We start from the raw sequence: 13,493 nt of genomic DNA on the forward strand, positions 1-13,493 counted from the left end.
AAGGTAGGGGCGCCTCGCGGTACTTCCGTGTCCAACCGATGATTTCATTGCTCGATTCCCTTGCCGCCATTCTTTTTGCCGTCGCGCTGTTGCACACGTTTGCAGCCAAGCAGTTCGAGCGGCTCTCCCATCGCTACCCTCGCCATGCCGGCGTCTTTCACCTGCTGGGTGAAGTCGAGGTCGTCTTCGGCTTCTGGGCGATCGTGCTGGTCGCGACCCTGGCCGTTGTCGGCGGCAGCACGCAGGCGCTCGACTACGTCGAATCCAGGAACTACACCGAACCGCTGTTCGTGTTCGTCGTGATGGTCATCGCCGCCTCCAAGCCGATCCTGCATACCGTCGGCTTCATTCTGAACGCCATCGCCCGAAAGATGCCGGTGCCGACGCCTTTGGCCAGCGCCTGGCTGGGCCTGGCCGTGGTGCCCCTGCTGGGCTCGCTGATCACGGAGCCTGCCGCGATGACCATTGCGGCACTCATGCTGGCGCTTCAGATCTTCCGTCCCGCCGTACCCGAGGCGGTCAAATACTTCGCCCTGGGCGTTCTTTTCGTCAACGTGTCGATCGGCGGCACGCTGACAGCCTATGCAGCGCCGCCCGTGCTCATGGTTGCGTCCACTTGGGGCTGGGACAGCTGGTTCATGCTGACGCAGTTCGGCTGGAAAGCGGCACTGGCCGTCATCGTCAACGCCACGGCGGCGACCTACGTCTTGCGCAACCATCTGCCCAAGTCGGGCCAAGCAGAGGCCGGCGGCGCGCCCTCCGGCTCGATGCCGCTGCCCGTCGTGGCCGTGCATGTCGTGATGCTCGCTGCGGTGATCGCGGCAGCCCATCACCCGGTGGTCTTCATCGGCATCTTCCTGTTGTTCCTGGGTTTCACGCAGGCCTACGAGAAGTACCAGAACCCGCTGATTCTGAAGGAAGCCCTGCTGGTGGGCTTTTTCCTGGCCGGCCTGGTGGTGCTGGGCGGCATGCAGCAGTGGTGGCTGCGTCCCATCGTCGAAGGACTCGAACCGCTGGTGCTGTTTTTCGGCGCATTGGGACTGACCGCCATCACCGACAACGCGGCCCTCACCTACCTCGGTTCACTCATCGACGGCATCTCGGACGCCTCCAAGTACATGCTGGTCGCAGGGGCCGTCGCTGGCGGCGGCCTCACCGTCATCGCCAACGCACCCAATCCGGCAGGCGTCGCCCTGCTCAAGCGCGGCTTCAAGGACGAGACCGTCAGCGTCGGCGCGCTGTTCCTCGGTGCCTTGGGCCCGACCGCCATGGCGGCTGCCGCACTCCTGCTGCTCTAGCTTTCCCCAACTTTTGTGAGAAGCCGGCGCACCGGCCGGGCGCAGCTTTGCCATGACTCAACCGAGACGACCTTCCCCGACACGGGGCATGTACAGCGTCAACAACAACGAGTTCGACATCGACATGGTGGCCCTGCCCGGCATCTTGGGATATGGCTTTCGCGTGGCACCCAGGCGTGTTCTTCGACCGGTCGATCGGCGCATCCTTGCTCGGCATCGCCGCCCTGCGGCTGGCCTGGGCGATCTGGAGCACGGTGTGCAAATCGTTGAAGGCCAGAAACGAACTTCGGGCTGCCGAAGGACGCGCCTAGCGCCTGCGGACGCTGGACTCTGCCGACGCGAGGCCAGCGGCCCCTAGTGCCGCGCTTCCAACTCGAGCATGCCGCGATAACGCACGCCCTCCGCGCTGTCCGGGCTCATCAGCGCAATGGCACGATCGACACAGTCACGCGCCGCATCGATCGTGCTGCTCATCACGGCATCGGATGCATGGCTGTGCCGATCCGCCGTGGCCGTCATGACATCCAGACTGGCCAGAATGCCAGCCGCCTGCATCACCTCTGTTTGCGCAGTGCCGGGTATGAGGTTCGCGCCATGCTGCGAGTAGGTCACCACACGATCGGCGACTTTTGCCGCATGCTGAATCATCGACATGAGGCGCTCTTGAGCGACGAGCGACTCAGCCTCTTCAGCGCCTTCGAAGAAGTGGCCGATGACAAAAAGCGTACCGGTCAGGCGATTCAGATCGGCCTCGATCAAGCCACACAGATCGTTGTCAGAGAACGTCTGGACGCCGGGCGCCGTGGATTGAGGTGGGGTGGAAGGGGTCATGCTGCGCCTCCCAGGTGGAAAGCGCAGGCGACCATCGTGGCGCGGGTGCACGCGGGGATGAGTCGGCTGGGGGAAAAGAGATCGCCCTGTTTGGGCGGATCCGGCACAGCGCGATGGCTGGCATTGAAGACGACGGCTGTCATCATGGTCGAGGCTCCTAACTGAGTCTGCAGACCACTCGCAACGTTTCTACGCGCAACGGGTGGACGGGATGTTAGAAACACGCAGTTAGACGTGCGGCCAGCCTTACGGACAGACCCATCCCGTCCGTAATCGCGAAGAGTCCAGCATGGACCCTCACAAAACATGGGCGTGACAAAACCGCTCTAACGGGGCGGTATGGCCGCTAACTGACGAGGTGTTTCTACGCACCGGCCCTTTCGGGTTGAAGTGATTGTGGCACGTGCGGGGGTGACTGACAACGTCTGCTTAGGCCGAGCCCAAACTGCGCCGAGGGACTGAAACTGGCTGTAGTCTCTGAGCAGCTATTCCGAGACAATCAAACTTAACGAATAAATCGAATTTAACCAACTGTTCAAACTGATCAGATGGTGTTGCAAAGCGTCGCAGCCATTTGCCCGTTGGCCCTGTCCCTGACCGGGCGCAAGCCTTCTCATACATTGAACCGGCCCCGCATCTCCTGCTTCGGTAGCAAGGTCAACGGCCACAAAGCGCCCTGAAGCGCCACTGATGAGGTCCCCCATGAAAACTCTTTCGACACCATCGGCCCCGACGACTCGTCACCGTTCAACCAACACCCCAAGTGCAGTTGCTCTTCCGTCGCCCTATGTGTCAGCGACTCAGACCAAGGCCATGATGGCCGGCAGCTTGGCGGCCCGGATGAACCGCCTGGAAGCCAATGACATGCTCAGCACCGATGGCGCAGCCGATCTGGTGGGTACAACCCGGGTGACGATCAACGCGTGGATTGCCAAAGGGCGGGCCATCGGATTGACCCAAATGCGGCGTGGTTTCAAGCTGCCCAGTTGGCAGTTCGAACCGGCGATGTGGGATGCCGTCCCCCAGCTTTCCAAAGCTCTGGACACCCGCGAGGGCTGGGCACTGCTCACTTTCCTCGAGACGCCATTGGGCGCTCTGGGTGGCCGTACACCGCGTCAGGCCATCGAACAAGGTCATTTGGCGCGTGTGGTTGAACTGGCCGCTGTCCACGCAGCTTCGATTTGATATCCTTGCACACCGGATCCTCGACTTCCCAATGAACGTCATCACCAGTCGCTACCGCGGGTCAGAGAAGCACAAGAACCGGCCAGCGCACGGCGCCAAAGGAACGCTATGCCCTGAGTGGACCCACTCAACGCCGATGGGTGGTCTTAAAAACGATCCATTCAGCCACGCCTGGTTGCAGACTGAAGCTCACCGGATTTTTGAAAGCTCACAACCCCACCCCGACGGCGAACAGCGCCGCTATGCAACGTCAAGAGGGATCGCTTTCGAGGCCAAACCATCCAACGACGGTTATTGGCATGGTTATCCGATTCCTTGGGAAGGCGTGCCCACCGACCTCCTTGATCGCTGGCTCGATGAAGGTGTCGTCACTAACCGTGATATCAAAAGGCACCGAAAACATGGAAAAAACAACATGACATGGGCTCTAGATAGCGACTCCCGATGACTGGCATGCAGACATTTGGCGATCCCGATCGCTTCGAGATTTCGGCTCGGTGGGTCCAAGATCAGGAGCCCAGGGATCGTTTGCCCAAAGATCATGGGTGGTCGATGGGCGAACTCTGCATAAAGGTTGGCGGAGTCACCCTCACCGAGCATCGCATTCACGGTGAGTCAAAGGAGGGCATCCAATGGTACCTGGGACCCGTGGTTGCTTGGCTGCTCAGCCAGTGGAAATGGCTGATGCATGAAGAAGCCTATACCTGGAAAACGCATTCGGGAGAATCCGCAGCCTTCACGGTAGAAGCCGATCTCGAGCGATACATGGCATCGGCATATCCCAGCGACAGACTGGTCTACAAGCATATCCGTGCGTGGTGGATGAGGCACGCTTTGCGCTCGGCCGATCCAAGCGCTTTGCTTCCCTCCATCGTCATTCGCCGGGTCGAGGACACCATCGAAGTGTCTTGGCTGGACAAGCAGCCCGACTTTTCTCCAGAAGGCCATGAGCTGAATCTCAACCCGGGCGTGGCACTCTTCCCAGTCGAAGAAGTCGCAAAGCCGCTTTGGGAATTCCTGCAATGGGCGACGACGTCTGCGCAACCGGTTACACGAGATGATCACACGCAGATACAAAGCTTACGCAAACGGCTCGAGGCAACCCAACAGACCCAATCCGTCGAACTCGAAGCTGCTTACATGGCAGACGATATCTGTCACGAGGTGATGGACAAGATTCGCTCGAGTCATTGGATACCCAACGGCAAGGCGTTGACCGACATTCCAGTGGTCACTCAATTCGACATGCCCGTACTGATGTTCGGCGGCTTGAATGTCGACATCGGCACGAGCGATGTGCGAAAACTATTCGACGTCCTCGTGCAACAGCACCGAGGAACGGACGACAAAGAGCTCGCAGAGCTTGTTTCTTCGCCATCCATCTACGAGTATCTACAGCCCTACACACACGGCTACGAGCTGGCCTATCAGATACGAGAAGCTCTCCAGATCGATACGGATGTCGCATTTGTGGATGTGGAGAAGCATCTCGAGCGACTGGGCATCGCCATACAAGAGATCGATCTAAAAACCAACAGCGTTCGCGGCGTTGCCATTGCCGGCGAAGATTTCTTGCCGACGATCGTGATCAACACGAGCCACAAATTCAACAACAGCGCCCGTGGCCGACGTTTTACGCTTGCGCACGAGTTCTGCCATATCCTGTTTGATCGTTCGCGTGCAAAGCGTCTCTCACACATCAGCGGACCTTGGACATCGGGGCGCGTTGAAAAGCGCGCCAACGCCTTCGCCGCCATGTTTCTGGCCACACCCCACGCCTTGGAACGGGCTTTGAATTCCGTATCGAGTCGTGACAGGAAAGTGATCAATAAGCTTGCCGAAACATTCGGCATTGGAACAGGTGCGCTACTCGAGCACTTGCGCAACTTCGACCTCATCTCGGAAGACGATTTTCAAGCAATCAGTGGCTACCGATACCATTGAGTCAGACACTGAATCGGGGACCCGCGACAGTGAGACCTGAAGCAAACATCAGTCGCGGCGCGATGACCATTGAAAGGTCCTGAGACTCGCTCGACCGCTCACCTGCAGTGACGCCTGTCATCGACTGGCTCATATTCAGGAATCAGGCTCCAAATTTGGATACCATCCATCCCAAATATGGCCTTGAATTCCACAGTCTATGCATTCCTCTGAACGCTTGAAGGGTCTGGATGTGTTCGTGTCGGTCGTCGATGCCGGCAGTTTCACGGCGGCCTCCGAGCGGCTGAACCTGACCAACTCGGCGGTCGGCAAGGCGGTGGCGCGTCTTGAAGGACGGCTGGGTGTCCGGCTATTCGAGAGGACGACGCGACGCCTCTCCCTCACCGATGCAGGTCAGGCCTTTTACCGCACCTGCCAGCAGGTGCTGGGTGATCTCGAAGAGGCCGAGCATTCGCTGAAAGCCGAGGGCACGGCCCCGGTGGGCAAGCTGCGCATCGACTTGCCGGCTACGTATGGCCGCATGCGGGTGATGCCTCTGCTGCTTGAGTTCCTGAAGAAGTACCCCGGCGTGCAGCCGCACATCTCGTTCACGGATCGTTTTGTGGATCTGGTGGAAGACGGCATCGACCTGGCCGTGCGCATTGGAGGCAGCGACACCTGGCCAACGCCCATCGGCTACCGCTTCATCGGCCACGAACGTCGGGTTTTCTGTTGTTCCCCCGCGTATCTGGCGTCCGCCGGCCCCATCGTGGGATTGGAGGCACTGCCCGCACGGGATGCCGTGGTCTACAAGCGCGCGGACGGATCGGCCAGTCCGTGGTTCATCCGCCGAAACACGGGCCCGGTCGAACACTTCCACCCCCTGGCGCGGATGGCAGTCGGCAGTGCAGAGGCCCACGTCGAGGCCGTGGTCAGCGGGTTCGGTATCGCTCAGCTCTCGACTTGGCTCATCGAAGACCGTCTGGCCAGCGGCGAGCTCGTGGAGGTGCTCCCCGCCCATGCGGTCGAGGGACTGCCGCTGTATCTGCTGTGGCTGCGCAGCCGGCAGCAATTGCCCAAGGTCGATGCGCTGCTCCAGCACCTGTCCGGCACGCTACAGGTGTGAATTGCGGAATCCCAGGCCATATTGAGAGGAAAAGTCATCCAACACTAGACCATGAGGAATCAATAAGCTTGCGTCTTTGTCTTCGATTTTCTGCAAGCTCTTCCATGTCTTCGTCTTCATCCCCGGCCCCTGCCAGCGACGCTGCGAGCCCGACCTCCAACAGCCAGGCGTCCATTCTCATCCTGGCAGTCGCGGCGTTTGTCATCGTCACGACCGAATTCCTCATGGTCGGCCTGCTGCCTGCGCTGGCCCGAGATCTCGCCGTGTCGGTCTCCACGGCGGGGCAACTGGTCACGCTGTTTGCGGTGGTGGTCATGGTCTTCGGTCCACCGCTGACGGCCTGGCTCGCGCACATCGAGCGCAAGCGCCTGTTCGTTGCCGTGGTCTTGCTGTTTGCGGCCTCGAACGCCTTGGCAGCCGTCGCGCCCAACATCTGGGTGCTGAGCCTGGCACGTATCGTTCCTGCCCTGGCGCTGCCGGTGTTCTGGGGCACGGCGAGCGAGACGGCCGCCCAGATGGCCGGTCCGGCGCGCGCCGGCAAAGCCGTGTCGATGGTGTACCTGGGCATCTCGGCAGCCATGCTGCTGGGCATTCCGCTAGGCACTCTTGCCGGCGATGCCATCGGCTGGCGGGGCGCGTTCTGGGCACTGGCCATCATGTCGCTGTCGATCGCCTTGCTGCTGCACGTCTCGATGCCGACCCTGAAGGCCGGCAAGCGCGTGGCCATGGCAGAGCAGGCCCGCATCCTCCGTGATCCAACGTTCGTCGCCAACGTGCTGCTGTCGGTGGCGGTGTTTACCGCGATGTTCACGGGCTACACCTACCTTGCCGAACTGCTCGAAAAGGCGGCGAACGTCCCTTCCGCACAGGTCGGATGGTGGCTGATGGGCTTCGGTGCCGTAGGCCTGATCGGCAATTGGCTGGGCGGCCTTGGGGTGGACCGCAAGCCGTTGGCCACGACCGCCTTGTTCAGCATGCTGCTCGCCGCCGGGATGACCGCCACGGTACTGCTTGCGCAGATGCAAGCCGCCCTGGCGATCGCTCTGTGCGTCTGGGGCATCGCCAATACCGCGCTGTACCCGATCTGCCAGATTCGGGTGATGAAGTCGGCACCGCATGCACAGGCGCTCGCTGGGACAATCAATGTTTCCGCGGCGAACGGTGGCGTCGCCATGGGTGCGGCCCTGGGCGGTGCCAGCATCCCCTGGTGGGGAATCGAGAGCGTGGGCCTGGTCGGAGCGGCCGTCGCGTTGGCTTCTGCGGTCGCGGCCTTGGTCATCGGCGTGTGGGCGCACAAGCGCCAGTGATCGAAGCCCTGGAGATCTCGCCAGGTGATGCGGCCCCCGCGTGCCGACGCATCGCCGAGGTCGGGATAACCTTGGCGAGCCATGACGACGCAGTTTGCCTGAACGCCCTGCCAGCAGCATCGCGCGCACGGCGGTAGACTTGACCGGATCGGCAGCTTGCACACGCGATAGCTGCTATATTTTGATTCACTCAACATACCCTTCGAGAGGATCGCATGTCGATCAAATCCATTCTGAAATCCACCGTGGCGGCACTGGCGATCGTCACCGGGGGATCGGTCTTTGCACAGGGCACGCCCATCAACGCCGCGCAGTTCGACGCGCTGGTTGCGCAGGGCCCCGTGGCCAGCGCCTCGACCATTGCATCGAGCGCCTGGGCCAGCAAGATCAAGCAGGCTGGCGCGCTGCGCCTGGGCACGACGCAAACCGCGAATCTTTTCTCTCTGCTCGACGAAAAAGACGGCAAGATCCGCGGCTTCGACGCCGGCCTGGCCCAATTGCTCACGCGCTATATCCTGGGCGATCAGTCCAAGTACCAGTTCACGCAGGTGACCTCGTCCACGCGCGAGCAGGTGCTGATCAACGACCAGGTGGACGTGGTGTTCGCCACCTACTCCATCACCCCGGCCCGCGCCGAGAAGATCGCGTTCGCCGGTCCTTACTACGCATCGCAGGCGGGCGTGCTGGTCAAGGCCAGCAACAAGGAGATCCAGTCGTACAACGACCTGGCCGACAAGAAGGTCGCCACGCAGGCGGGCTCCACGGGGCCCGCGATCCTGGCGCAATATGCGCCCAAGGCGGTCGTCCAAGAGTTCCAGACGCACCAGGAGGCGCTCAACGGATTGCGCCAGGGACGCGTGGACGCCTACGTCACCGACCAGACGCTGCTGCTCAATGTGCTGAGCCTCGGCGGCAGCGAAGCGCGGCTGGCGGGCGCGCCCTTTGGCGCGCAAGACCCCTACGGCATCGGCCTGCCCAAGGGCTCGGACGGCGTGGCCTTCGTCAATGCCTTCCTGAAGAAGCTGGAAGCCGACGGCACCTGGGCCAAGCTGTGGACCGTGTCCATCGGACAGCGCACCGGCAGCACCGACGTTCCCACGCCGCCCTCCATCCCCTGAGCGATGGACGAGGTCTCCCGGCTTCTGGCCAACTATGGGCCTGCCTTCGGGCAGGCCCTTTTGCTGACATGGAAGCTGACGATCGTGTCGTTTGTGCCCGGCTTCGTGCTGGGCGTGCTCGTGGCGCTGCTCCGGCTCCTGCCGCTGCCGCCGCTGCGTGGGGTCCTGACCGCTTATGTCGAAGTCTTTCGCAACATTCCCGGCGTGGCGCTGCTGATCTTCGTTGTATTCGCCTTGCCCGATCTCGATGTCCTGATCGACTATGAGCACAGCGTGATCCTGACGTTGACGCTGATCTGCTCCGCGTTCACGGCAGATTACCTGCGCGCAGGCATCAACACCATCGACGGCCGCCAGATCGAGGCCGCGCTCAGCTTGGGCATGCGGCCCGTGCAGGTGATCTCTGCCGTGGTCTTGCCGCAGGCGCTGCGCTCGGTGGTGCAGCCGATGACCTCGCTGCTCATTGCGCTGATGTTGTCGACCTCGCTGGCGTCGCAGGTGCCGATTCCGGGGAGAGAACTCACCGCGCTGGTCGCCAAGATCGCCAACGACTCGGCCAGCGGCATTGCCGCGTTCGCCGTGGCGGCTGCGATGTATGTGGTGACAGGCTTGCTCATCGCCTGGGCTGGCGCCACCTTGGACAAGAAGGCACGGATACTGCGATGAGCCGTCCTCTCGAAGACATTCTGTTCGGTGCACCCAATCCCCAGACCCGCACCGTCATGCGGGCTGCGAGCGTGGCCGCTGCGGCCGTGCTGCTGCTGTTGGCTGCGGGCGTCGTGTACCGGTTCCATGCCGCAGGGCAGCTCGACGTCGCACTGTGGGAATTCTTCGCCCGGCCGACGACCTGGGCTTTCTTGGCCAAAGGCCTGCTCGGCACGCTGGCCTCGGCGGCGACGGCTGCCGTCATCGCGCTGACGCTCGGGCTGCTGCTGATGGTGGGCCGCCGGTCGCGGTTGCGGCTCGTGCGTTGGCCCAGCATCGCGGTCATCGAGTTCCTGCGGGGCACACCGACGCTGCTGCTGATCTATGTGTGTTTTCTGGTGCTGCCGTCGGTCGGGATGAAGCTGAGCACCTATTGGATGCTGACCTTGCCCGTCGGCCTCAGCACCGCCGCAGTGGTGGCCGAGGTGTACCGCGCGGGCGTGCTCGCCGTTCCCCGCGGGCAGACCGATGCGGCGCGCAGTGTGGGAATGACCGAAGCGCAGGTTTTTTTCTCGATCGTCTTTCCGCAGGCGCTGCGCTACATCGTTCCGGCGCTGGTCGCGCAACTGGTCATCGTGGTCAAGGACACCACCTTCGGCTACGTCGTCACCTATGGTGAACTCATGCAGAACGCCAAGGTGCTGGTCGCCAACTACAACTCGCTGGTGCCCGTGTACCTGGTCGTGGCGGTGCTTTATTGCCTCGTGAATTACGCGATATCCAGAGCGAGTAAACGGCTTGGACGGCCGATGCATTGACCGTCGCCAGGATGCGCGCGGTTCGGTGACTCGGCGCCCTGGCAACGGCAAAAGCTGTCGACAAGATGGATGCTGGCCGGCAGGCGCAGGGACGATCCTGGGTCGAGCCGCGCTGCGCCTGCGGAAGCTTTACTCCAGCGACAGGCCGGCTGCCTTGATCACTTCCTCGAAGCGTTTGCTCTCGGCGGCCATGAACACCTTGAACTCTTCGGGGGTCGGCGCGTACTGAACATATCCAAATGTCTGGAATTTCTCTTTGACATCGGGTCCGGAAAGCGCGGCCTGCACATCGGTGCGCAGCTTTCTTTGCACTTCGGCCGGCGTTCCGGGGCGGACGGCAAATGCGTTCCAGCCCGTGACGAAATAGTTGGCCGGTCCTCCGGACTCTGCCACCGTGGGAACATTCTCGTAGCCCGGCAGACGCTCAGGCGCGGCGATCGCCAGCAGCCGAAGTTTGCCTGCTCGCACCATCGGTCCGGCGGTGCCGCTCGAGCCCAGCGCGAAGTCGAGTTCGCCATTGGCCACGCCTTGGTAGAGCTGGCTGGTTTCCTTGTAGATCACATGCTCCATTTTGGTCCCGGTCATTTTCTCGAGCAGGGCCGAGCCGAGATGGACGGGGTTGCCGACCGACCATGAGCCGTAGTTCAACTTGCCGGGGTTGGCTTTTGCGGCGGCGATCAGATCGCCGACCGACTGATAGGGGCTGTTGACCGGGACGCACACAAAAAAATACGTGCGGAACAACGGCGTGATGATTTCGAAATCCTTCTGGACATCGTAAGGCAGCTTCTTGAACAGATGGGGGTAAGCCGCGAGATGCACGTTGTCGAGCTGGATGATGTCGGTTCCATCCGTCGCGCCTTGCTTGAACGCCGCGATCGCGATGAAGCCATTGCCTCCGGGGCGGTTCTCGACGACGACCGATTGATTCCAGGTCCGAGAAAGCTTGTCGGCGACCAGTCGGGCGACGCCGTCCGGGCCTCCGCCCACCGGGAACGGATTGATGATCCTCACGGGCTTGACGGGCCAATTCGCCGAGCCCGATTGTGCAAAGGCGGGTGCTGCCACACCGGTTGCCAACAGCCCCATGGCCATGGCCAGGTGTCGACGCTTCATGTTCACGCTGTCATTCCTCATAAAACCCCTCGTCAGTGATGTGTTTGTCGTGCGTTCCTCGGCCACCCCGGCCGAAGCGACGCCCGTGTCGTTGAGCTAGCGGAATGATGGAACAGGTGTGGGCTCTGGCGTCTACTGGTTACTACGGGAGTGGCGATTCTTATTGCGCGATGAATAGACACATTGCGCGGTGATCGCGCAATCTTTCTGCAACGGGTGGTGCTAACCCCAATCGGAAAATCTTTTCCAAAAACAATCATCTGGGCTCCTTCACTTGGAGCTAGAACAATGTCCGGAGACAAGAAAAAATTCAGCCCGCACCTGCTTGCCGCAGCCTGCGCCACCACGCTGTTGGTGGTCGCCTGCGGAGGAAGCGACAACGATGATTCAAGCGGCGAGACGCCTGTCAAACCGACGGTCGGCGAGGCTGCATGCCATGCGCTGGCGGGCAAGAAGGTCGCCGCCACGGCATTCGGAGAGGCCTCTGGCGAGGCCTCCCTCGACAGCGCCGTGTTCACCGTGGCGGTTGCCGATGCACAGAACACGGCAGGCACGGCCGTGGTTCAAGCGACACCCGACTATTGCAAGGTGCTGGCCACCATCAAACCCGTGGATCCGTCCGCTCCGTTGATCAACGTGCAAGTCAACCTGCCGAGCGCCTGGAACAACAAGTTTCTTCAGTTCGGTGGCAGCGGCTACAACGGCGCGCTGGTCACCGGGCTCGATGGTGTTCGTCTGGCAGGCCCCGACACACCCCGCCCCATCACGCAGGGCTACATGACCGCGGGAACCGACTCCGGGCATCAGAATGCAACCGGCGTCGAAGCCCAGGCCTTTGCCCTCAATGCAGAGGCACTGCGCAACTTTGCCTATGCCTCGTACAACAAGACCCACGATCTGGCGGTCGAGGTTGCGCAGTTGTATTACGGCGCCAAACCCGGCACGACCTACTACATGGGCGGCTCGGAGGGGGGCCGCGAAGGCATGACCATGGCACAGCGCTATCCCGAGGACTACGACGGCATCATCTCGATCGATCCGGTCATGAACTGGTCGGGTCTTCAGACTTTCGGCAACTACGTGGGAGGCGTGCTCCAGAGCAAACCTTCGGCGTGGCTGGGCACCAAAGTCCAACGGGTGCACGACACGGTGGTGGCGGCCTGCGACAAGCTCGATGGCCTGGCCGATGGCGTCATCAGCAACTACAACGCGTGCGGCGCCGTTGCACGACCTGCCCTCGAGGCGCTGCGTTGCTCCGACGGAAATGATTCGGGTGCGGCCTGCCTGTCGGACGCACAACTGGATGTGGTGCGTGCCGCGCACAGCGGTTACACATTCAACTTCCCCCTCGCCAACAACATGACCCAATACGCTGGCTTTGCGTATGGTGGCGAGGGACTGCCTTCGAACTGGAGCGCCTGGATGACCGGCTCCAAAGCGCCTGTGTTCAGCGCCGCGCCGAACGAAACGCGGGTGGGCAATCTTTTTGCCTATGGCAATGGCTACATCCGCTACTTCATCGCGCAAGACAAGGATTTCAACCCGCTGGGCTACAACCCCGACACGTACCGCTCTCGCGTCCAAGAAGTCTCGTCCATGATGGATGCAACCAACCCCGATCTGAGCCGTTTCTACGCCAGGGGTGGAAAATTGATCCTGCGCGAGAATCTGGCCGACACGGCCCAGAGCCCGAGAACAGGCCTCAACTACTGGGATTCGGTCGTCTCGACCATGGGACGTGAGACGGTCGAGAAATTCTTCATCGCCTATGCCGCGACCGGCCTGCCCCACACCTCGCCTGGCATCGCGGCCGGTGCGCAAAACGCCCCGGCGTACGGCATCCCCGGTCAGCAGGATCTGCTGAGTCTTCTGGACAAATGGGTGAAAGAGGGCAGCAAACCGGCAGACAACCTGACCCTGTCGTCTTATGAGCCCCTGCCCCCCTATGCCGTCAAGGCATCCAAGCCCATGTGCCGGTACCCCTCTTACCCCCAGTACGTCGCGGGCGACGTGGCGGTGGCGGCCAGCTATCGGTGCGCTTTGCAGTGAAAGGCACGCTGCGGACCTGACGCATCACTGATGATGCGTTGGGTTTGCGCGCAGTCCCGAGATGGAGGTGATGCCTC

13 protein-coding genes are annotated in these 13,493 nt (G+C 61.8%); 10 read left to right on the plus strand and 3 right to left on the minus strand.

Translation table 11 applies throughout. The annotated features are described in order from the left end of the window. The first annotated feature begins 38 nt into the window (after window positions 1-38). A complete protein-coding gene (locus EC845_RS17050; RefSeq protein WP_123299337.1) occupies window positions 39-1,298 on the plus strand; it encodes a putative Na+/H+ antiporter in 1,260 nt (419 codons plus the stop codon). Between the two features lie 354 nt (window positions 1,299-1,652). On the opposite strand, the gene EC845_RS17055 is transcribed toward EC845_RS17050, so the two are convergent. Together EC845_RS17055 and EC845_RS22405 are read right to left on the minus strand one after the other, a co-directional pair. Continuing rightward, window positions 1,653-2,129 (minus strand): hypothetical protein, encoded by a 477-nt coding sequence (locus tag EC845_RS17055; RefSeq protein ID WP_148077325.1) that lies wholly within the window; start codon window positions 2,127-2,129, stop codon window positions 1,653-1,655. Next, window positions 2,126-2,275 carry a hypothetical protein gene (locus EC845_RS22405; RefSeq protein WP_158615715.1) on the minus strand — a complete coding sequence of 50 codons (150 nt, stop codon included), beginning with the start codon at window positions 2,273-2,275 and terminating at the stop codon, window positions 2,126-2,128. Before EC845_RS22405 ends, EC845_RS17055 begins: the two co-directional genes overlap by 4 nt. 556 nt (window positions 2,276-2,831) lie before the next feature. Here EC845_RS22405 and EC845_RS17060 point away from each other — a divergent pair. From EC845_RS17060 to EC845_RS17090, 8 genes are all read left to right on the plus strand, one after another. After that, a complete protein-coding gene (locus EC845_RS17060; RefSeq protein ID WP_148077326.1) occupies window positions 2,832-3,314 on the plus strand; it encodes a hypothetical protein in 483 nt (160 codons plus the stop codon). Window positions 3,315-3,345: 31 nt separating this feature from the next. Beyond that, entirely contained in the window at window positions 3,346-3,762 is a 417-nt protein-coding gene (locus EC845_RS22185) for a hypothetical protein (protein ID WP_148077327.1), read from the plus strand. After that, window positions 3,759-5,258: an ImmA/IrrE family metallo-endopeptidase gene (locus tag EC845_RS17065; RefSeq protein WP_123299340.1), complete on the plus strand. Its 1,500-nt coding sequence runs from the start codon at window positions 3,759-3,761 to the stop codon at window positions 5,256-5,258. The genes EC845_RS22185 and EC845_RS17065 overlap by 4 nt, the downstream gene beginning before the upstream one ends. A 199-nt stretch (window positions 5,259-5,457) precedes the next feature. Further along, window positions 5,458-6,363 (plus strand): LysR family transcriptional regulator, encoded by a 906-nt coding sequence (locus EC845_RS17070; RefSeq protein WP_123299341.1) that lies wholly within the window; start codon window positions 5,458-5,460, stop codon window positions 6,361-6,363. 104 nt (window positions 6,364-6,467) lie between these two features. Next, on the plus strand, window positions 6,468-7,670 hold the full coding sequence (locus tag EC845_RS17075) for an MFS transporter (RefSeq protein ID WP_123299342.1): 1,203 nt from the start codon (window positions 6,468-6,470) through the stop codon (window positions 7,668-7,670). A 215-nt stretch (window positions 7,671-7,885) separates the two neighbouring features. Beyond that, window positions 7,886-8,788, plus strand: a complete 903-nt coding sequence (locus EC845_RS17080; protein ID WP_123299343.1) for a glutamate ABC transporter substrate-binding protein — start codon at window positions 7,886-7,888, stop codon at window positions 8,786-8,788. Window positions 8,789-8,791: 3 nt separating this feature from the next. Then, window positions 8,792-9,454, plus strand: a complete 663-nt coding sequence (locus tag EC845_RS17085) for an ABC transporter permease subunit (RefSeq protein ID WP_123299344.1) — start codon at window positions 8,792-8,794, stop codon at window positions 9,452-9,454. Further along, a complete protein-coding gene (locus EC845_RS17090) occupies window positions 9,451-10,251 on the plus strand; it encodes an amino acid ABC transporter permease (protein WP_123299345.1) in 801 nt (266 codons plus the stop codon). The genes EC845_RS17085 and EC845_RS17090 overlap by 4 nt, the downstream gene beginning before the upstream one ends. Before the next feature lie 129 nt (window positions 10,252-10,380). Here EC845_RS17090 and EC845_RS17095 read toward each other — a convergent pair whose 3' ends face one another. Then, window positions 10,381-11,388, minus strand: coding sequence for a tripartite tricarboxylate transporter substrate binding protein (locus EC845_RS17095; RefSeq protein ID WP_123299346.1), 1,008 nt, complete (start codon window positions 11,386-11,388; stop codon window positions 10,381-10,383). A gap of 267 nt (window positions 11,389-11,655) precedes the next feature. Between EC845_RS17095 and EC845_RS17100 the strand changes: the two genes are divergently transcribed. Further along, window positions 11,656-13,416 carry a tannase/feruloyl esterase family alpha/beta hydrolase gene (locus EC845_RS17100; RefSeq protein ID WP_123299347.1) on the plus strand — a complete coding sequence of 587 codons (1,761 nt, stop codon included), beginning with the start codon at window positions 11,656-11,658 and terminating at the stop codon, window positions 13,414-13,416. Window positions 13,417-13,493 lie beyond the last annotated feature (77 nt).

It is taken from the genome of Comamonas sp. BIGb0124 (genome assembly GCF_003752175.1).
GTDB lineage: Bacteria > Pseudomonadota > Gammaproteobacteria > Burkholderiales > Burkholderiaceae_C > Comamonas_F.